The following is a 19,876-nucleotide window of genomic DNA, read 5'->3' on the forward strand; positions in this document are numbered from 1 at the left end:
GACAGGGGTCAGTCGGAGGACTGGACCCGCTCGGCGACCAGCTGCTCGATGACGATGGCGACTCCGTCCTCGTTGTTGGCGACGGTTTGACCGGAGGCCGCCGCGATCACGTCCGGGTGCGCGTTGCCCATCGCGTACGACCGGCCCGCCCAGGTGAGCATCTGGACGTCGTTCGGCATGTCCCCGAACGCGACGACCTCCTCGTGGGAGATGCCGCGTTCGGCGCAGCACAGGGCGAGCGTGCTGGCCTTGGAGACGCCGGGGCCGCTGATCTCCAGCAGCGCGCTGGGGCTGGACCGGGTGACATCGGCGCGATCGCCGATGGCCAGCCGCGCGAGGGTGAGGAAGGCGTCGGGGTCGAGCGTGGGGTGGAACGCGAGGATCTTCAGTACCGGCTCGTCGGCCCCGGGGGCGTCCGGCGCCAGCAGCTGCTCGGCCGGGGCGAGGGAGTCGGGGATCTCCATGTGCATCTTGGGATACTCCGGCTCCTGGTAGAAGCCGTACGTCTGCTCGATGGCGTACATGGTCCCGGGAGCTGCCTCGCGCAGCAGTCGTACGGCGTCCAGCGCGTTCTTCCGGGGCAACTCGCGCACCTTCACGAAGCGGTGGGCGCCGGGGCCGCCGTGCAGGTCGACCACGGCGGCGCCGTTGCCGCAGATCGCCAGGCCGTGCCCGTGGACGTGGTCGCTGACGACGTCCATCCAGCGGGCAGGGCGGCCGGTGACGAAGAAAACCTCGATGCCCGCCTCCTCGGCGGCGGCGAGAGCCGCGACCGTGCGCGGGGACACCGACTTGTCGTCGCGCAGCAGGGTGCCGTCGAGGTCGGTGGCGATCAGCCGGGGTGGGAGGGTGGCGGCCGGGGTCTCGGGCTGTCGAGTCGCTGAGGTCACCGGGCCATTCTCCCGTATACGTCCGCACGGCCGTGCGAGAGCCCGCACGGATGAGGCGCGGGCGGCTGATTGCCGAGGTCGGCGCACAGGACGCGGACCGCCGACTGCCTGAGCCGGCGCAGCGGAGGCGGTTGTCGAGGGGAGCTCAAGCCGACCGTCGCCGGCCGTCAGCCCAGCTGGGCCGGTGCTTCCATGGCGATCTGCTCGAAGACCTTCTCGTCCGCGGCGAAGTCGGAGTCCGGGATCGGCCAGTGGATCACGAGCTCCGTGAAGCCGAGCTCCTGGTGCCGGCCGGCGAAGTCGACGAAGGCGTCCAGGGACTCGAGCGGGCGGCCGCGGTCCGGGGTGAACCCGGTGAGGAGGATCTTGTCGAACCGGTGCACATCCCGCCCGAGGGCCACGCAGGCGTCCGTGAGCTTGTCGATCTGGCCGCTCAGGGCCTGCACCGATTGCTCGGGCGTGCCGTTCTCGTACAGCCTGGGGTCGCCGGTGGTCACCCAGGCCTGTCCGTGGCGGGCCGCGAGCTTCAGCCCGCGCGGGCCGGTCGCGGCGACGGCGAAGGGCAGCCGGGGGCGCTGGACGCAGCCCGGGATGTTGCGCGCCTCGTGCGCCGAGTAGAAGTCGCCCTCGTACGACACCGAGTCCTCGGTGAGCAGCCGGTCGAGCAACGGCACGAACTCGGCGAAGCGGTCGGCCCGCTCGCGCGGGGTCCAAGGCTCCTGGCCGAGGGCGGTGGCGTCGAAGCCGGTGCCGCCCGCGCCGATGCCCAGAGTGACGCGGCCGCCGGAGATGTCGTCCAGGGAGATCAGTTCCTTGGCGAGGGTCACCGGGTGGCGGAAGTTGGGCGAGGTCACCAGCGTGCCCAGACGCAGGCGCTCGGTGACGGACGCGGCGGCGGTCAGCGTCGGGATGGCACCGAACCACGGGCCGTCACGGAAGGTGCGCCAGGAGAGGTGGTCGTACGTGTACGCGGTGTGGAAGCCAAGCTGCTCGGCACGTGTCCATGTCGAACGGCCGCCCTCGTTCCAGCGGCGGTACGGAAGGATCACAGTGCTCAGGCGCAGACTCATGGCATCGAGCGTATGCGGCGACCGTGTTTCACGTGAAACGGTCACCGCGCGCGCCCGGCGAGCCACGGGCTGAGGTTGATCGAGATGAACTCCTTGTGCACCCGATCGCCCGGCAACGGCACCATCAGGAACTCGCTCGGCGGGAAGCGGCGGGCCTTGACCCAGGCGTGGCCGTCGTAGAGGGCGCGGAGGAAGGCGGGGACGTCGTCGCGGGCGATGTCGGGGCACTCCACACCGTCGACCGTGATCAGCGCGTCGTCGTCCGGGTACAGCCGCACGCTCACGTGAGGACGGCCGCCGAGCTCGACGTAGGCCTCGTGGGGCAGGGAACCGTCCGGGTCGGTGGTGACGCCGACGCCCGCGGCGGTGCGGCGGGAGGTCTGGTCGGCGCCGATGTCATGGCTGACCTCGATGGCGAGTCCGTACTCGGCGGCGATCGCGCGCAGCGCGGCGACGGCGGCCTCGGTGGTGGGGATATGGTCCATACCTATGATCCTTCCCGTCCGCGGCGCTCATGTCATCGGGACTCGGGAAACCGCAGGTACTGCGGCGGAACGGCCTTGGTCAGCCACACCCCGTTCGCGCTGACGTGGAAGACGTGGCCGTCGCGGTGCATCGCCCCCGCGTCCACGGAGAGGACCACCGGCCGGCCACGACGGGCACCGACCCGGGTCGCCGTCTCGCGGTCGGGCGAGAGATGCACGTCGTGCCGGTTCATGGGCCGCAGCCCCTCGACCCGGATCGCGTCCAGGTAGCGGGCCACGGTCCCGTGATAGAGGTACGGCGGTGGGGTCGCCGGGGGCAGGCCGAGGTCCACCTCGATGCTGTGGCCCTGGCTGGCGCGGATGCGGGTGCCCTCGATCGCGAAGCGTTTCTTGTCGTTGGCGGCCACCACGTGGTCCAGCTCGTCCCGGGTGAAGGGGAAGCCATGGGCCGTGGCGGCCGCGATCAGCGTGTCGATCTCGACCCAGCCACCCTCGTCGAGGATGAGGCCGATGCGCTCGGGCTGGTGGCGCAGGTGTTTCGAGAGGTACTTCGACACCTTCACGGTGCGTCGTTCGTCCATACGCTCAGCATGACGGGAGAGACATGGATCACGCATTTTTGTTTTGTGTCCGAGGTTTGATCCACAACCAACTGTAGTTATCCACAGGGGAATTGGCGCTTCTGTGGACAACGGGCCGTCGTCATAGGCGGTTTCACCAAGATCGGTCGCCCCATGGTGACTTGGCCAACTGCCCTACAACGGCGGCTCCACACGCGCCAACCACCTCAACACCCGGGGCGCGAACCGCGACAGGGCATACGCCCCTCGCGCCTCCGGCGTCACCGGAACCACCGCCTCGTTGCGGGCCACCGCGCGCAGGACCGCGCTCGCGACCTTCTCCGGTGGGTAGTTGCGCAGCCGGTACACGCGCGTGGAGCGCTGCCGGCGACGCTTCTCCTCCTCCGCGTCGACCCCGACAAACCTCGCCCTGGACGTGATGCCGGTGTTCACCAGCCCGGGACAGATCGCCGTAACACCGATGTCCCGGCCCGCCAGTTCGGCGCGCAGGCACTCGCTGAGCATCAGGACGGCGGCCTTGGAAGTGCTGTAGGCGGGCAGAACCCTGGAGGGCTGAAAGGCCGCAGCAGAAGCGATGTTGACGATGTGGCCGCCCTGGCCGCGGTCGATCATCTGCCGGCCGAAGAGACGACACCCGTGGACGACGCCCCACAGATTGACGTCCAGGACCTTGCGCCAGTCCTCGGGCGTGGTGTCGAAGAACGAGCCCGCCAGCCCTGTGCCCGCGTTGTTCACCAGCACGTCCACGACGCCGAGTTCGGCCTGGACCTTCGCCGCGAGCTTCTCCACCGCCTGCTCGTCGGAGACGTCCACCGTCTCCGCCCAGGCCTCCGGCGCGCCGATCAGCCGGCACGTCTCGGCAGTGCGGGCCGCGCTCTCCGCGTCCAGATCGACGGCGATCACCCGTGCACCGGCCTCCGCGAACGCGGACGCCGTGGCCCGGCCGATGCCGCTGCCCGCCCCGGTGACCAACACCAGCTGCCCGCCGAAGCGTTCGGCGTACGGACCGGTGGCCTTCGGTGTCGCCGCCGCCTTCTCGCCGCCTCCCTCGGCCTCCACCGAGGTGACGAACTCCGCGATCCACGCCGACAGCTGATCGGGTCGGGTACGCGGCACCCAGTGCTTCGCCGCGAGTGTCCGTCGCGTCAACCGCGGGACCCACCGCTCCAGTTCGTCGTACAGCCGCTCCGAAAGATACGCGTCGCCCAGGGGTGTGATGAGCTGCACGGGCGCGTGCGCGTGCGCGTCCGTGCGTGGACGGCGCAGCCGGGCCCGTACGTTGTCGCGGTACAACCAGGCGCCGTGGGCGGCGTCGTCGGGGAGGGACGACGTCGGGTAGGTGCCGGCGGGGACCTTCTCCAGCCTGCGCAGGATGCCCGGCCAGCGCTTGCCCAGCGGGCCGCGCCAGGCGAGTTCGGGCAGGGCGGGTGTGTGCAGCAGGTACACGTACCAGGACTTGGCGCCCTGGCCGAGGAGTTGGCCGACCCGGCGCGGAGTCGGCCGCCTCAGACGCCGGTTGATCCAGTGACCGAAGTGGTCGAGGGACGGGCCGGACATCGAGGTGAAGGAGGCGATCCTGTCCCGGGTTCGTTCGACCGTGACGAACTCCCAGGCCTGCACCGATCCCCAGTCGTGCCCCACCAGGTGCACCGCCCGGCCGGGGCTGACCGCGTCCACGACCGCCAGGAAGTCGTCCGTCAGCTTCTCCAGGGTGAACCCGCCCCGCAGCGGCTCGGGCGCGGTGGAACAGCCATGGCCCCGCACGTCGTACAGCACCACGTGGAAGCGGTCGGCCAGCCGGGACGCGACCTCGGACCACACCTCCTTGCTGTCCGGATAGCCGTGCACCAGGACGAGCGTCGGCCGCTCGGGGTCGCCCAGTTCGGCGACGCACAGCTCGATCCCGCCGGTCCGCACCCGGCGCTCGCGCGCCCCCTCCAGCACCGTCACTTCCCCTCCGCCTTCCCTTCCGCGGCCGGGCGCCCCGGTCCACGCTGGCTGCGGGACGCGTCCGTAACGTGACCTCGCCGAATCTGGCACTTGTTAGAGGAAGCGTCAACAGGGCGGACGCCGAGCCGTGGATCACGGCCCGTAACTCTCAAGCAGGGGATCCCCTACGGGCCCGTACATCTGAGGTCTGACGCGAAGACGGCTCTGAGGTCTGACGATTTCCGTGGCGTGCGTCACTACCTTCGAAGACGTGACTGTGATCGCGACCGAAAGCCTGAGCAAGCGGTTCCCCCGGGTGACCGCTCTCGACCGGCTGTCCGTGGACGTCGGGCCCGGTGTGACCGGGCTCGTCGGCGCCAACGGGGCCGGCAAGTCCACGCTCATCAAGATCCTGCTGGGTCTCTCGCCCGCCACGGAGGGCCGCGCCGAGGTGCTCGGCCTCGACGTCGCCACCAAGGGCGCCGCCATCCGCGAGCGCGTCGGCTACATGCCGGAGCACGACTGCTTGCCGCCCGACGTCTCGGCCACCGAGTTCGTCGTGCACATGGCCCGCATGTCCGGCCTGCCGCCGACGGCCGCCCGCGAGCGCACCGCCGACACACTGCGCCATGTCGGCCTGTACGAGGAGCGCTACCGCCCCATCGGCGGCTACTCGACCGGCATGAAGCAGCGCGTGAAGCTGGCCCAGGCCCTCGTCCACGACCCGCAGTTGGTCTTCCTGGACGAGCCGACCAACGGTCTCGACCCGGTCGGCCGCGACGAGATGCTGGGCCTGATCCGCCGCATCCACACCGACTTCGGCATCTCGGTCCTGGTCACCTCCCACCTGCTGGGCGAACTGGAGCGCACCTGTGACCACGTCGTCGTCATCGACGGCGGCAAGCTCCTGCGCTCCAGCTCCACCACCGACTTCACCCAGACCACGACCACCCTCGCCATCGAGGTCACCGACACCGACGACCACCCCGACGGCACCCGCGCGGTGCGCGAGGCGCTCCACGCGCGCGGGGTGGACGTCCTCGACGCCGACGGCGGCCTGCCGGGCGCCGGCCACATCCTGCTGCTGACCGCGCAGGGCGAGGAGACGTACGACCTGGTGCGGGACGTGGTCGCGGACCTCGGCCTCGGTCTGGTCCGCATGGAGCAGCGGCGGCACCACATCTCGGAGGTCTTCAAGGACAGCGACGAGCAGCGGAAGGAGGCGGTCGGCCATGGCAGTTGAGCACCCCGTAGCACCGCCGTCGGGTGACCAGACCCGCATCCACAACATCGGCTACCGCAGCTACGACGGCCCGCGCCTGGGCCGCTCCTACGCCCGCCGCTCCCTCTACTCGCAGTCCCTGCGCGGCGCCTACGGCCTCGGCCGCTCGGTGAAGTCCAAGGTCCTGCCCATGCTGTTGTTCGTGGTGATGTGCGTGCCCGCGGCCATCATGGTCGCCGTCGCGGTCGCCACGAAGGCCAGCAAACTGCCCGTCGACTACACGGAATACGCGATCTACTTCCAGGCCGTCATCAGCCTGTACGTGGCCTCCCAGGCGCCCCAGTCCGTCTCGCGCGACCTGCGCTTCAAGACCGTGCCGCTGTACTTCTCGCGGCCCATCGAGACCGCCGACTACGTCCGTGCCAAGTTCGCCGCGCTCGCCTCGGCGATGTTCATCCTCACCGCCGCACCCCTGCTGGTGCTCTATGTGGGTGCCCTGCTGGCCAAGCTCGACTTCACCGACCAGACCAAGGGGTTCGCCCAGGGACTCGTCTCCGTGACCCTGCTCTCCCTGCTCCTCGCCGGCCTCGGCCTGGTCATCGCCGCGGTCACCCCGCGCCGCGGCTTCGGCATCGCGGCCGTCATCGCCGTCCTGACCATCTCCTACGGCGCGGTCTCCACACTCCAGGCCATCGCCGACGCCCAGGGAAGCACCAGTGCGATCCCGTGGATAGGCCTCTTCTCGCCGATCACGCTCATCGACGGCGTGCAGTCGGCCTTCCTCGGCGCCACCTCCGCCTTCCCGGGCGGGGTCGGCCCGTCCCACGGGGAGGGCGTGGCCTACGTCCTCGTCGTCCTGGGCCTGATCGCCGCGAGCTACGGCCTCCTGATGCGCCGCTACAAGAAGGTGGGACTGTGACCACGCTCTCCCTCGACCATGTCTCCCGCTGGTTCGGCAACGTGGTCGCCGTCAACGACATCACCATGACCATCGGCCCCGGCGTCACCGGCCTGCTCGGCCCCAACGGCGCCGGAAAGTCCACCCTCATCAACATGATGGGCGGCTTCCTCGCCCCCTCCACCGGCTCGGTCACTCTCGACGGCCGGCAGGTCTGGCGCAACGAGGCGATCTACAAGCACATCGGCATCGTCCCCGAGCGCGAGGCGATGTACGACTTCCTCACCGGCCGCGAGTTCGTCGTCGCCAACGCCGAGTTGCACGGCCTGGGCGCCAAGGCCGCCCAGAAGGCGCTGGCCACCGTCGAGATGGAGTACGCGCAGGACCGCAAGATCGCCACGTACTCCAAGGGCATGCGCCAGCGTGTGAAGATGGCGAGCGCCCTCGTCCACGACCCGTCGCTGCTGCTGCTCGACGAACCCTTCAACGGCATGGACCCACGCCAGCGCATGCAGCTGATGGACCTGCTGCGGCGCATGGGCGACGAGGGCCGCACGGTGCTGTTCTCGTCCCACATCCTCGAAGAGGTCGAGCAACTCGCCTGGCACATCGAGGTCGTCGTCGCCGGACGTCATGCGGCCAGCGGTGACTTCCGCCGGATCCGCCGCCTGATGACCGACCGGCCGCACCGCTACCTGGTGCGCTCCAGCGACGACCGCGCCCTCGCGGCCGCACTGATCGCCGACCCGTCGACGTCAGGCATCGAAGTCGACCTGGCGGAGGGCGCGTTGCGCATCCAGGCCGTCGACTTCGGCCGCTTCACGGCCCTGCTGCCGAGAGTGGCGCGCGACCATGGCATTCGCCTGCTCACGGTCTCGCCGTCCGACGAGTCCCTCGAGTCCGTCTTCTCGTACCTGGTCGCGGCGTAGGAGGCCCAAGATGTACGACCCCACAGTCGCCCGACTCACCTATCGGGCCCTGCTCGGCCGCCGCCGGGCCCTCATCCTCGGCGCTCTGCCGCTGCTGCTGATCGGGATCTCCCTGGTCGTGCGCGCCCTGGCCGGCGCCGACGACCAGACGGCGTCCGACCTGCTGGGCGGGCTCGCGCTCGCCACCATGGTGCCGATCATCGGCGTCATCGCCGGCACGGGCGCGATCGGCCCGGAGATCGACGATGGCTCCGTGGTGTACCTGCTGTCCAAGCCGCTGAAGCGGCCGACGATCATCTTCACCAAGCTCATCGTCGCGATAGCGGTCACGATGGTGTTCTCCGCGCTGCCCACCCTGATCGCCGGGTTCATCCTCAACGGCAACGGCCAGCAGATCGCCGTCGCCTACACGGTGGCCGCGCTGGTCTCCTCCATCGCCTACGCCGCACTCTTCCTGCTGCTGGGCACGGTGTCCCGGCACGCGGTGGTCTTCGGCCTCGTCTACGCCCTCGTCTGGGAGGCATTGTTCGGCTCCCTGGTGCCGGGCGCGCGCACGCTCAGCGTCCAGCAGTGGTCGCTGGCCGTCGCCGACAAGGTCGCCGGCGGGGACATGATCTCCTCGGACGTCGGACTGACCACGGCGACCGTCCTGTTGATCGCGGTGACCGTGCTGGCCACCTGGTATGCGGGACAGAAGCTGCGGGCGCTGACGCTGGCGGGCGAGGAGTAGACACCGGCGGGGCGTTCTTGACAGGGGCTTCACCTCTGTCCGGGCACACTGGGCGAACGGATACGGCTGCGAGGACGGCAGGAGGTCGGGATGGCTGACGAGGCGGCGCAGTTCGGTGGTCGTGAGCGCGACGGCCGTGGGCGGCCCGGGGACGGGACGCCGGACCGGACCTCGGGCGGGGCGTCCGACCGGACTTCGGACGGGGCGTCCGACCGGACTTCGGACGGGACCTGGGACGACCTGGTCCTTGACGAGGACTTCATACGGGCCGCCGAGACCTCCGAGCCGTCCGCCCGCGCCCGGATGCTCGCCGCGCGCTGGCGCAACGAGAAGCCCGAGCCCCAGCCGTGGCGCTCGGACGAGCCCCCGGCGGGCTGGTTCTTCAGCAAGGCGCGCCGGCGCAGGTGGCGCCGCCGGTAGGGACCCTGGACCTTACGGCGTCGACGCGGCTCGGCTTCAGTCGTCCTTCAGCCGCCCGGCCGGCCCCCGGCGCGCCCCGCCACTCACACAGACGTTTTATTCGGTGGCGCCCAACTCGTCGGGAAGGCAGAGTTGTTGTGTCCGCAGCGCCGGGACGGATCCGGCGTCAGGTACTGGGAGAGGAGCCGGACGATGTCCATGCACGGCAGTTCGTCCAGCTCCCGTCAGGGCAGCCCGCGGCGGGCTCCGGAGTAGTTACCCGCTCCGTCCGAGCCCGCCCCGCACGGGGAGCTGCCCGGGGCGGCCGCTTCGAGCACGCGATGTCGCTCTCGCGTGAGGCCGCCCACCCGGAGGATTGGCCGAGTGGTAAGGCACCGGCTTGCTAAGCCGTGGTCGGGCCTGAAAAGCCCGCGCACGTTCGATTCGTGCATCCTCCGCGAGACGTTGTCACTGGGACTGGGCCGAGATGTTGGCTGGTGGTGCGGCAAGAAGGGGCCGTGGGCGGGGAGCCGCGGGGCGCGCAGCCGTACGGGTGCGGGAGTGCTGTGGCTGGTCGCGCCCACGGGGCGGAGCCGCATATCGGTACAGCCCGCGTCCTTGATCGCCTGCGCGATCGTTGCGCCCCGCAGCCCGCAGCCCGCAGCCCGCAGCCCGCAGCCCGCAGCCCGCAGCCCGCAGCCCGCAGCCCGCAGCCCGCAGCCCGCAGCCCGCAGCCCGCAGCCCGCAGCCCGCAGCCCGTTAGCCCAGCATCCTCTCCAACACCACCGCGATGCCGTCCTCCTCGTTCGAGGTCGTCACCTCGTCTGCCACTGCCTTCAGTTCGAGGTGGGCGTTGGCCATGGCTACACCCTTGGCGGCCCAGGCGAACATCGGGATGTCGTTGGGCATGTCGCCGAAAGCGAGGGTGTCGGTGGCCTTGAGGCCCAGGCGGCGGGCCGCCAGGGAGAGGCCTGTGGCCTTGGAGAGGCCGAGGGGGAGGAGCTCCACGATGCCCTCGCCGGCCATCGCGACGGTGACGAAGCCGCCCGCGGCCTGCCGGGCCGTCTCGGCCAGCTCGTCGTCCGAGAGGTCCGGGTGCTGTATGTAGATCTTGTTCAGCGGGGCCGTCCAGAGGTCCGACGCGTCCGTGAACGGTGTCGCCGGGAGCTTGCCGGTGACCGCGTAACCGGGGCCGACCAGCACCTCTCCCTCCAGTCCGTCACGGCTCGCCGCCAGGTACAGCGGGCCGACCTCCGCCTCGATCTTGGCGAGCGCCACGCCGGCCAGCTGGCGGTCCAGGGTCACCGACGTCAGCAGGCGGTGCGTGCCGGCGTCGTAGACCTGAGCACCCTGGCCGCAGACCGCGAGGCCGTCGTAGCCGAGGTCGTCGAGGATGTGCCGGGTCCAGGGGACCGAGCGGCCGGTCACCACGATGTGGGCCGCCCCCGCCGCGGTGGCCGCGGCGAGGGCGTCACGGGTGCGCAGCGAGATCGACTCGTCGGAGCGCAGCAGCGTCCCGTCGAGGTCGGTCGCGATCAGTCGGTAGGGGAAACCCGAGGCGGGAGCGGCGTCGCTCACTTGGCCACCGGCTCCAGGACCTCTCGGCCGCCGAGGTACGGGCGCAGCACCTCGGGCACGCGCACGGAGCCATCGGCCTGCTGGTGGTTCTCCAGGATTGCCACGATGGTGCGCGGAACGGCGCACAGCGTGCCGTTGAGCGTGGCCAGCGGGCGGACCTGCTTGCCCTCGCGGACGCGGATCTGCAGGCGGCGGGACTGGAACTCGGTGCAGTCCGAGGTCGAGGTCAGCTCGCGGTACTTGCCCTGGGTCGGGATCCACGCCTCGCAGTCGAACTTGCGGGCGGCCGACGAGCCCAGGTCACCCGTGGCGACGTCGATGACGCGGAACGGCAGCTCCAGCGAGGTCAGCCACTGCTTCTCCCACTCCAGCAGGCGCTGGTGCTCGGCCTGCGAGTCCTCGGGAGTGACGTACGTGAACATCTCGACCTTGTCGAACTGGTGCACGCGGAAGATGCCCCGGGTGTCCTTGCCGTGCGAGCCGGCCTCGCGGCGGAAGCAGGGCGAGAAGCCGGCGTAGCGCAGCGGCAGCCGCTCGGCGTCGATGATCTCGTCCATGTGGTACGCGGCGAGGGGGACCTCGGAGGTGCCGACGAGGTAGAGGTCGTCCTTGTCGAGGTGGTAGACGTCCTGGGCCGCCTGGCCGAGGAAGCCGGTGCCCGCCATGGACTGGGGGCGCACCAGAGCCGGGGTCAGCATCGGCGTGAAGCCGGCCGCCGTGGCCTGCGCGATCGCCGCGTTGACGAGCGCCAGCTCCAGGAGGGCGCCCACACCCGTCAGGAAGTAGAAGCGCGAACCCGAGACCTTCGCGCCGCGCTCGACGTCGATCGCGCCGAGGAGCTGGCCGAGCTCCAGGTGGTCCTTGGGCTCGAAACCCTCAGCCGTGAAGTCGCGGATCTCGCCGTGGGTCTCCAGCGTGACGAAGTCCTCCTCGCCGCCGACGGGCACGTCGGGGTGGACGAGGTTGCCGAGCTGCAGGAGCAGCTCCTGGGTCTCGGTGTCGGCCGCGTCGCGTTCGGCGTCGGCGGCCTTGACGTCGGCCTTGAGCTGTTCGGCGCGCTTGAGCAGCTCGGCCTTCTCGTCCGCGGAAGCCTTCGGGATGAGCTTGCCGAGCTGCTTCTGCTCGGCGCGCAGCTCGTCGAAGCGGACGCCGGACGACCTGCGCCGCTCGTCGGCAGACAGGAGAGCGTCGACGAGCGCGACGTCCTCTCCACGGGCGCGCTGGGACGCGCGCACACGGTCGGGGTCCTCACGGAGCAGGCGAAGGTCAATCACGAGCTCAAGGCTACCGGTGCGGGATGACGGCCCACGACTCACTATTGAGGAACATGCCTTGCGTTACGTTATGCGGCAATTGCGCCATGTGTTCTCCTGGCGCTTCCTGGTTGCTGCCGAATGGCCCCTCGCGCTCCTTGGTGTCAGGAAAAAGTGTCTCACTCCCTGGGACGGCGCGGTCGTGAGGCGCCGTGCTGATTCGAATTCCTTGTGGAAAACGGAACTTGGAGGGGCTTGGAGACCCCGTTTTCCACAGGAACCCGCACCCCTGGAGAGTTATCCACAGGCTGTGCGAAAGATCTGTGGATATCGGAATTGATCATTCCGAGTACGGTTCACGCGGCATGCAATTCCTTGGTCAAACCCTGCGCGCGCCCACGTTCGGGTGGAATGGGGTCACCCCAAGGGGTTGATCGAAGGAAACGTGTGGACGAAGAGCGATCTGCGGGGCGAAAGCCGTGCTTGCTCGCCGTAGAGCGATTTGTCGACTCGATGGTGCTTCGTTGTCGACTTGTCCCCAGGTCGAGAAGCCGCCCTGTGGATAACGCCTGTGGATAACGAAGGTATGCAGATCGGACTGGCCGAAACCCGGCCTCCGCCTGCCTGAAACCGGCCGTGCCGGCAGCTGTCCGGAACCGGCTGTCCTGGCAGCCGCCTAGAACCGGCCGTCCTGGCAGCGCGCCACCCAGTCCGCCGCCGACACGAACTCCCCGTCGGAGGTCCCGGGCTGCGGGGCAGGAACATCCGCCGCCGTCATGTCCGCGCGCGGGTACGACCCGAGGAAGCGCACATCGTGGCAGATCCGCTTCAGCCCCATGAGCGCCTCGGCCATCCGGCGGTCGGCGATGTGACCGGCGGCGTCGATGCAGAAGCAGTAGTTGCCGATGCCGGCGCCGGTCGGCCGGGACTGCAGCACCATGAGGTTGATGCCGCGGGTCGCGAACTCGCCCAGCAGATCGCGCAGCCCGCCGGGGTGGTCGTCGCGCTGCCACAGCACGACGGACGTCTTGTCGGCCCCGGTCGGCGCCGCGGGCCGGGCCGGGCGGCCCACCAGCACGAACCGCGTCTGCGCGTTCTCCGCGTCGTGGATCTCGGTCTCCAGGGCCTCGAGGCCATACCGGGCGGCCGCGAACTCTCCCGCGAAGGCGGCGTCGTAGCGGCCCTCCTGGACCAGACGGGCGGCGTCGGCGTTCGAGGCGGCCGACTCCCAGACGGCGTCCGGGAGGTTCGCCTTCAGCCAGTTGCGCACCTGCGGCTGCGCGGCCGGATGCGCGGAGACCGTCTTGATGTCCGACAGCTCGGTGCCGGGCCGGACCAGCAGCGCGAAGGTGATCGACAGCAGCACCTCGCGGTAGATCATCAGCGGCGCGCCCGCGACCAGCTCGTCGAGGGTGGTGGTGATCCCGCCCTCGACGGAGTTCTCGATCGGCACGAACGCCGCCTCGGCCTCGCCGGTCCGCACCGCGTCCAGCGCGGACTGCACGGACACGTACGGGATCAGCTGCCGGGTGGCGGTTTCGGGAAGCGTGCGCAGGGCGACCTCCGTGAAGGTGCCCTCGGGGCCGAGGTAGGCATAGCTCGCTGGCATGACCTCACCCTAATGGCCCTTGCCAAACCCCAGCGTATACGTCTCACGCTGACCCCTCAGGGGAGTGAACCTGCGTGACCTGAGCCCGGCGTGTCTCACCCCTCCAGCAACCGCTGGCCCACGTACTCCCCCTCCGCCGCCCCGCCCGGCACCGCGAACAGCCCGCTCGCCTCGTGGCGGATGTACTTCGACAGGGCGTCCCCGCGGTCCAGCTTGCGTTGCACGGTGACGAAGCCGCGCAGCGGATCCGCCTGCCAGCAGATGAACAGCAGCCCCGCGTCCGGCACCCCGTCCGCGTCGATGCCGTCGTGGTACGAGAACGGCCGTCGCAGCATCGCCGCGCCCCCGTTCTGGTCGGGGCGGGTGATCCGGGCGTGGGCGTTGAGCGGGACGACCAGATCGCCCTTGGCGTCGGTCTTCTCCAGGTCCATCTCGGTCGTCTCGGTGCCTCCGGACAGCGGCGCCCCGTCGGACTTGCGACGCCCGATGACCTGCTCCTGGGCCTTGACCGACAGCTTCTCCCAGTCGTCGAGGAGCATGCGGATACGGCGTACGACGGCGTAGGAGCCGTTGGCCATCCAGGCCGGGTCGTTCGAGCCGGACGCCGGCACGAAGATCCGCTTCTCGAAGTCGGCGTCGGTCGGCTTGGGATTGCGCGTGCCGTCCATCTGGCCCATGAGGTTGCGAGCGGTCATGGGGTGAGCGGTGGCGCCCGGAGTGCGGTTGAAGCCGTTCATCTGCCAGCGCACGCGAGCGGCGCTGCCCGCGTCCTTCTGGATCGCGCGCAGGGCGTGGAAGGCGACCAGGGCGTCGTTCGCGCCGATCTGCACCCACAGGTCGCCGTTGCTGCGGGATTTGTCCAGCTGGTCGGAGGAGAAGTCGGGCAGCGGGTCCAGGGCGACCGGGCGCTGCTTCTCCAGACCGGTGCGGGCGAAGAAGCTGTGGCCGAAGCCGAAGGTGATCGTCAGCGAGGACGGACCGGCGTCCCGGGCCACGTCGGTGTCGTCGTGCGGGGCGGCCTCGCCCGCCATCAGCCGGCGGGCTGTCTCCGACCAGCGGCGCAGCAGTGCGGCGGCCTCCTTGCGGCCGGCGCCGGCCGCAAGGTCGAAGGCGATGAGGTGGCCGCGGGCCTGGAGACCCTGGGTGATGCCGGGCTGATGTTTCACGTGGAACATCGCCCGCTCGGAACCGATCGTGGACAGAGGGGTCGCCTGTGCGGGCGCGGCGGTGTAGCCGGCGGCCCCGCCCGCGACGCCGAGGACGAGCCCGGTGGCCCCGGCGGTGCCGAGCAGCCTGCGCCGGGTCAGGGCCGGTGCGGGGGCCTCCGGGGACAGGGGCTTCTCCGGGGTCGGGGCCTGCGGAATGGTCTGGTCGGGCATGGTGCGGTCAGCCGATCTGCGCGTTCTTGGAGACGGTCACCTGGTCGATGTCGGAAGTCCGTACAGTCACGGCGATCTTCCATTCGCCGGCCATGGGGATCTGCACTCCGTTCGCCGCCCAGTGGCCGGTGGTGATGTGGTCGGGGGTGACGGGCAGCGGCCCGATCTTCTGGGCTTCGAGGGTGAAGGCGACCTTCACCTCGGGGACGTCGAAGGCACGGCCGTTGGGCCGGGTCACATAGACGTGCATCTCGTTGGCCCCGGCCCGCGCGGGGTCGAGGTCCACGCTGACGACGCCCTTGCCGTCGGTGCCGCCGGTGTCGAAGGACATGTCGAGGGTCAGGGCCCCCGAGGCGTCCGACGCGGACGACGAGGAGGCCGCCGTGGCCGCCCTGGCCTCCAGCTCGGTGCGGCCGGGCTCGGTGGACGTCAGCGCGGTAGTGACGGCGAGCAGGAAGACGGCGACGCCGGCCTCGGCGAGCACCGAGCGGCGCAGGCCCGAGCGGTTCGGGTCGGCCTCGCGCTCCCGCTTCTGCCGCGCGGCCTCCATGGCGGCCTGCTGCCGGGCGAGCTGTGTGGCCCGCTGGGCGTCTCCGGCGCCGGAACCGGCCCCGGCCTCACCGGAGGACGCCTTGGCGGCGACGGGCTCCTTGACCGCGGTGGCGGTCTCCGCAGCGGTTTCCTTCTCCTCGTGGGGCGCCCTCGACGCCGTATCGGACGTCGTGTCCGCGGCCGTCTCCGTAGCCGTCTCCGCGAGCCGGGCCATCCACCGGCGGGAGATCCAGGCGATGCCGACGAGCAGCGCGACCAGGCCGATCTTGACGAGCAGGAGCTGTCCGTAGCGGGTGTCGGTGAAGGCCGACCAGGAGCCGAGCTGACGCCACGACTGGTAGACGCCGGTCGCGACCAGGGCGAGGACACTGCCGAAGGCGACCTGCGAGAACCGGCGGACGGCCGGGGCCTCGAGCGGGGTCTTTGCCCGGTACAGCGCCACGAGGAGTGCGCACAGCCCGCCCAGCCAGGCGGCGACGGCCACCAGATGGACGACGTCCACGGGCATCGCGATGCCCGGCTGCAGCCCGGTCGAGGCGTGCTCGGCCATCGACCAGCTCGCCGCGAGCCCGGCCGCCACGACCGTGCCGCCGATGGCGAGCCCGAACGTCAGGTCCCGCTTCTCCTCGTCCTCGCGTTTGTCATAGGCGCCGAAGAGGACGGCGATGAACAGTGCGGCCGCGGCGAGCAGCAGTAGCCGGGAGACCAGCGCGGCGCCCGTCTTCGTCTGCAGGACCTGCCCGAGCAGATCGAGGTCGAAGACGTCACCGAGCTTGCCGGAGCCGGTGTAGGAGCCGCGCAGGAGCAGCAGGAACAGGGTGGCCGCGGTGAGCGCGAGCCAGCCGGAGACGACGAGCCGCTGCACGGCCCGCTCACCGGCGCCGCGCTGCCAGCAGACCAGTACGAAGGCGGCGCCGCCGACCATGACGATGAACCCGCCGTACGACACATACCGCCCGAACCCGTACAAGCCGCCGACGACTCCACCGCCGGCCTGCTGCTCGGAGACCGAGACGCTGGTCTTGGAGGGGGAGCCGATGGAGAAGGTGTAGGCGCCGGCGACGGGATGGCTGTCGGCGGACACCACCTGATAGGTCACCGTGTACGTGCCGTCGGGCAGCCCCGAGTGCAGCTGCACGGCGTAGGTGGTGCCGCTGACGTTGGACGGCTTGCCGGTGTCGACGCGTGTGCCCTTGGGGTCGAGGACGCGCAGCGAGTCGCCGGTCGTCGAGACCTGCTCGGAGAAGGTCAGCGACACCCGGGTGGGCGCCTTGTCGACCACCACCCCCTGAGCGGGGTCGCTGCCGGTCAGCGCGGCGTGCGCGGAGGCCGGCCCGGCGCCGGCGAGGAGTGCGCCGGTGACGGCCAGGAACAGCAGCACCAGCATCCGGACTCTGGGAGCGATGGTCTGGGTCAAGGCGGTCCCTCCCTCAGTGCCCGGTCTTCGGGGTGTAGGTGGCGGATTCCACCGGCATCTCGACCTCGACGGTTCCGGACTCGGCGAAGTGCAGTTCCACGGTCACCTTCTCGCCCTGCGCCGGCTTCCGCTTCAGCTTCTCGAACATCAGGTGGTTCCCTCCGCTGGCGAGCACCAGCCGGCCGTGGGCGGGGACCTCGAGGGAGTCGACCTCCTGCATCGCCCCATCGACGGTCTCGTGGACGGTGACGCTGCCCGCGGCATCGCTGGTCACGGAGGTCAACTCGTCCTTGGTCCCGCCCTTGTTGCTGATCGTCAGGAAGCCCGCCGCCATGGAGTCGGAGACCGGCTGCGGCATATAGGCGGAGCTCACGGACAGTTCGGCGGCCGAGTCGTCGGAGCCGCAGCCCGCGAGGACCAGGGCCCCGGTCAGAACGGTGGCGCAGACGGCGAACCGCCTCACGGGTTCTGCCCCTTGGCGATCTTGGGGAGGTCCTTGGCGTACTGGTCGACCGTGACGCCCTCGCCGTAGAGAAGGTAACCGCCGTTCGTCTTCGGGGAGAAGGCGATGACCTGGGTGCCGTGCGTCGAGACCATCTTGCCGTTCTTGTCCTTGTGCGGCGGCTCGATGGAGATGCCCACGGTGCGTGCGGCGGTCTGGATGGTCGTGAAGTCGCCGGTCAGGCCCACCACCTGCGAGTCGATGCCTTTCAGCCAGGCGCCGAGCGCGGCCGGGGTGTCGCGGTCCGGGTCGGTGGTGACGAACACGACGCGCAGCTCGTCCTGCTCCGCCTTGGGCAGCTGCTTCTTCGCGACGGCGATGTTGTTCATCGTCAGCGGGCAGACGTCCGGGCAGTGGGTGTAGCCGAAGTACAGCAGCGTCGGGTGCCCGGCGGTCTCCTTGCGGAGGTCGTACTGCTTGCCCTGGGTGTCGGTCAGGACCAGGTTCGGCTTGGTGAAGGGCTGGTCGAGCACGGTCGCGGCCTGCTTGGAGCTGTCCTCGGAGACGGCGGCGACGGGGCTGGAGTCGCTGTCGCCACTGCCGCAGGCGGAGAGGGTGAGGGTGGCCGCGGCGAGCAGCGCGGCCGCGGCGAACGTCTTCTTACGCATGGAGAGATGTCCCAGATGTGGTGAATTCCGGTGCGCACCGGGGCCCTGACGACCCCGGTGCGCACCGCGGACGGCCGAGGTCAGGAGGCGTCGGGCCGGCGACGGCCGGCGAGCACGCCGTACCCCACGCCGGCGGCGCCGACGACGATACCGACGACGCCGAGGACACGGGCGGTGGTGTCACTGCCGCCGGAGGAGTCGGAGGCCTCGGTCGTCGCGGCCGCGGCCTTGGCGTCGTCGGACTCCTCGGAGGCCTCCTCGGTGGACGAGCCGTGGGAGTGGCCGTCCTCGGAGGCGTCGGCCAGCGCGAGCACCGGGGCCGGGTTCTCGGGCTCCTCGGCACCCTCCGCCTGCACCTCGATCCAGCGCACGACCTCCTTGTTGGAGTACGTCTGGATCGCCTTGAAGACGACCTGGTCGGCCTTCTCGGGCAGCACGCCCATGGAGACCGGGAACTGCTGGAGGAAGCCGGGCTTGATGCCCTCGGCCGTCGCGGTCCACGTGACCTTGGAGACGGCCTCGGAGATCTGCTGCCCGTGCACCTCCAGCGGCTTGGCGAGCTTGCTCTTGGTGACGTCGATCTTCCAGCCGGGGACCGGCTGCGGCAGCACCGAGGAGAGCGGGGTGTCCGTCGGGAAGTTGATCTCCAGCTTGGTGGTCGAGGCGTTGTCGCGCTCGTTGGGGACGCGGAAGTTCACCACCGCGTAGCCGCCCTTGGCAGCCGTGCCCTCCGGCTGCACGGTGACGTGCGCGAAGGCGGGCGAGCACAGGACGAGGACGGCGGAGCCGGCGACGGCAGCGGCGGCAGCGAGACGGGAGGCCTTGAGGACAGGCTTCATGACAGCGAGCACTCCACTATGAGTGAGGTCTGACGGTGAGGAGGCGTGAGCGCGGGAACCGTGCGCACGCGCGCGTGCCGCACGACGGCGGCCGCCCACCCGTGTGGTGGAGTGCTGGTCGCGTCGCGTCAGGCAGCGAGGACGAGTGCGGCGGCGGTCGGCGGGCCGCGCCTGATCACCGTGTGCTGGAGTGCGTGGACAGGCGGCCGGGGGCGCGCGAGCAGGGCCGTGCGCGGGGTGCGCGGGCCCCACTCGGGCGCCGCGGGCAGCCCCGCGAGCAGGGCGCGCACCAACGCGAGCGCCCCGCGCAGGGACCGTACGAACGCGCCCTCGGCGACGCCGTGCGCCGACAGGTGCATGAGGCGCAGCAGGGCCGCGTCACCGTGCCGCAGCAGCCAGCCGGCGGCGACGGCCGCGAGGACGTGGCCGAGCAGCATCGGCAGGGAGGGCAGCAGCGACACCGACGAGCCGACGGTGGACAGGGCGTCGGCGGGATGGTGCATGGCGCTCATGCCCCCGCCGCCGACACCGCCGGCGGCGGAGCTGCCGTTGCTGCCGTCGGCGTCGTAGACCCGCGCCTCGATGAGGATCCTCTGCGCCTGGGCGGGGCTGAGGGCCGCCGCCGTGGTTCCGCACAACAGCCGTGCCGCCCGCTCGACCAGCGCGGCGTCGGAGACGGTCGTCGCCGTCGACGTCACGGCCGCCGTGCCGTGCTGTCCGAGCCCGAACAGCGTGTGCAGCACGGTCTGTCCGACGGCGAGCAGCGCCGCGATGCCCGGCAGCGACCGCTCGCGCCCGGCGAGCGGTACCACGGCCGCGAGGACGGCCAGGAACCCCGCGCCCAGCGTCCACAGCGGAACGGTGGCGCAGGAGGCCATGGTGTGCCCGGCCCCGGCCAGCACGACGCAGACCGCGGCGAACACCGCGGCCCGCAGCAGCCGGAGAGCACCTCCGGAGCGCGCCGTGCGCTGGTGGGGGTCAGTCATGGCGGGCTCATCATCGCACT

18 protein-coding genes, 1 tRNA gene and 1 pseudogene are annotated in these 19,876 nt (G+C 70.7%); 6 read left to right on the forward strand and 14 right to left on the reverse strand.

All coding sequences use genetic code 11. The features are described from left to right. Positions 1 to 8: 8 nt before the first annotated feature. The 5 genes from IE263_RS02515 to IE263_RS02535 all read right to left on the reverse strand — a co-directional run bounded on the left by IE263_RS02515 (position 9) and on the right by IE263_RS02535 (position 4,976). On the reverse strand, positions 9 to 890 hold the full coding sequence (locus tag IE263_RS02515) for a Cof-type HAD-IIB family hydrolase (protein ID WP_189931656.1): 882 nt from the start codon (positions 888 to 890) through the stop codon (positions 9 to 11). A 167-nt stretch (positions 891 to 1,057) separates the two neighbouring features. Beyond that, positions 1,058 to 1,960, reverse strand: coding sequence for an LLM class flavin-dependent oxidoreductase (locus IE263_RS02520; protein ID WP_189931657.1), 903 nt, complete (start codon positions 1,958 to 1,960; stop codon positions 1,058 to 1,060). A gap of 41 nt (positions 1,961 to 2,001) precedes the next feature. Further along, a complete protein-coding gene (locus tag IE263_RS02525; protein WP_189931659.1) occupies positions 2,002 to 2,445 on the reverse strand; it encodes a hypothetical protein in 444 nt (147 codons plus the stop codon). Between the two features lie 32 nt (positions 2,446 to 2,477). Continuing rightward, positions 2,478 to 3,026 (reverse strand): RNA 2'-phosphotransferase, encoded by a 549-nt coding sequence (locus IE263_RS02530; protein ID WP_189931661.1) that lies wholly within the window; start codon positions 3,024 to 3,026, stop codon positions 2,478 to 2,480. Positions 3,027 to 3,200: 174 nt separating this feature from the next. Then, entirely contained in the window at positions 3,201 to 4,976 is a 1,776-nt protein-coding gene (locus IE263_RS02535; protein ID WP_189931664.1) for an SDR family oxidoreductase, read from the reverse strand. A 256-nt stretch (positions 4,977 to 5,232) separates the two neighbouring features. Here IE263_RS02535 and IE263_RS02540 point away from each other — a divergent pair, with 256 nt between their 5' ends. The 6 genes and pseudogenes from IE263_RS02540 to IE263_RS02565 all read left to right on the forward strand — a co-directional run bounded on the left by IE263_RS02540 (position 5,233) and on the right by IE263_RS02565 (position 9,591). Beyond that, positions 5,233 to 6,198, forward strand: coding sequence for an ABC transporter ATP-binding protein (locus tag IE263_RS02540; protein WP_189932023.1), 966 nt, complete (start codon positions 5,233 to 5,235; stop codon positions 6,196 to 6,198). Continuing rightward, positions 6,188 to 7,096: an ABC transporter permease subunit gene (locus IE263_RS02545; RefSeq protein ID WP_189931666.1), complete on the forward strand. Its 909-nt coding sequence runs from the start codon at positions 6,188 to 6,190 to the stop codon at positions 7,094 to 7,096. The genes IE263_RS02540 and IE263_RS02545 overlap by 11 nt, the downstream gene beginning before the upstream one ends. Further along, positions 7,093 to 8,004, forward strand: a complete 912-nt coding sequence (locus IE263_RS02550) for an ABC transporter ATP-binding protein (RefSeq protein ID WP_189931668.1) — start codon at positions 7,093 to 7,095, stop codon at positions 8,002 to 8,004. Before IE263_RS02545 ends, IE263_RS02550 begins: the two co-directional genes overlap by 4 nt. Positions 8,005 to 8,014: 10 nt before the next feature. After that, entirely contained in the window at positions 8,015 to 8,734 is a 720-nt protein-coding gene (locus tag IE263_RS02555) for an ABC transporter permease subunit (protein WP_189931670.1), read from the forward strand. A gap of 180 nt (positions 8,735 to 8,914) precedes the next feature. Continuing rightward, a pseudogene (locus IE263_RS02560) lies at positions 8,915 to 9,154 on the forward strand (SGM_3592 family protein); the annotation flags it as partial. A gap of 349 nt (positions 9,155 to 9,503) precedes the next feature. Next, a tRNA-Ser gene (locus IE263_RS02565) sits at positions 9,504 to 9,591 on the forward strand. 301 nt (positions 9,592 to 9,892) lie between these two features. On the opposite strand, the gene IE263_RS02570 is transcribed toward IE263_RS02565, so the two are convergent. The 9 genes from IE263_RS02570 to IE263_RS02610 form a co-directional block, all read right to left on the reverse strand. Then, a complete protein-coding gene (locus IE263_RS02570) occupies positions 9,893 to 10,711 on the reverse strand; it encodes an HAD family hydrolase (RefSeq protein ID WP_189931672.1) in 819 nt (272 codons plus the stop codon). After that, complete coding sequence (gene serS / locus IE263_RS02575; RefSeq protein WP_189931674.1) at positions 10,708 to 11,985, reverse strand: serine--tRNA ligase; 1,278 nt, start codon at positions 11,983 to 11,985, stop codon at positions 10,708 to 10,710. Before serS ends, IE263_RS02570 begins: the two co-directional genes overlap by 4 nt. A gap of 655 nt (positions 11,986 to 12,640) precedes the next feature. Beyond that, entirely contained in the window at positions 12,641 to 13,573 is a 933-nt protein-coding gene (gene pheA, locus IE263_RS02580) for a prephenate dehydratase (protein WP_189931676.1), read from the reverse strand. Between the two features lie 95 nt (positions 13,574 to 13,668). Beyond that, positions 13,669 to 14,952: an iron uptake transporter deferrochelatase/peroxidase subunit gene (efeB, locus tag IE263_RS02585; protein ID WP_189931678.1), complete on the reverse strand. Its 1,284-nt coding sequence runs from the start codon at positions 14,950 to 14,952 to the stop codon at positions 13,669 to 13,671. A 7-nt stretch (positions 14,953 to 14,959) separates the two neighbouring features. Further along, positions 14,960 to 16,921: a copper resistance CopC/CopD family protein gene (locus IE263_RS02590; RefSeq protein WP_189931681.1), complete on the reverse strand. Its 1,962-nt coding sequence runs from the start codon at positions 16,919 to 16,921 to the stop codon at positions 14,960 to 14,962. Between the two features lie 13 nt (positions 16,922 to 16,934). Continuing rightward, on the reverse strand, positions 16,935 to 17,384 hold the full coding sequence (locus IE263_RS02595; protein WP_189931683.1) for a copper chaperone PCu(A)C: 450 nt from the start codon (positions 17,382 to 17,384) through the stop codon (positions 16,935 to 16,937). Then, entirely contained in the window at positions 17,381 to 18,031 is a 651-nt protein-coding gene (locus IE263_RS02600) for an SCO family protein (RefSeq protein ID WP_189931686.1), read from the reverse strand. The genes IE263_RS02595 and IE263_RS02600 overlap by 4 nt, the downstream gene beginning before the upstream one ends. Before the next feature lie 80 nt (positions 18,032 to 18,111). After that, on the reverse strand, positions 18,112 to 18,870 hold the full coding sequence (locus tag IE263_RS02605) for a YcnI family copper-binding membrane protein (RefSeq protein WP_189931688.1): 759 nt from the start codon (positions 18,868 to 18,870) through the stop codon (positions 18,112 to 18,114). Positions 18,871 to 18,998: 128 nt separating this feature from the next. Continuing rightward, a complete protein-coding gene (locus tag IE263_RS02610) occupies positions 18,999 to 19,856 on the reverse strand; it encodes a hypothetical protein (protein ID WP_189931690.1) in 858 nt (285 codons plus the stop codon). Positions 19,857 to 19,876 lie beyond the last annotated feature (20 nt).

This window comes from Streptomyces aurantiogriseus (assembly GCF_014649375.1).
GTDB classification, from domain to species: Bacteria; Actinomycetota; Actinomycetes; order Streptomycetales; family Streptomycetaceae; genus Streptomyces; species Streptomyces aurantiogriseus.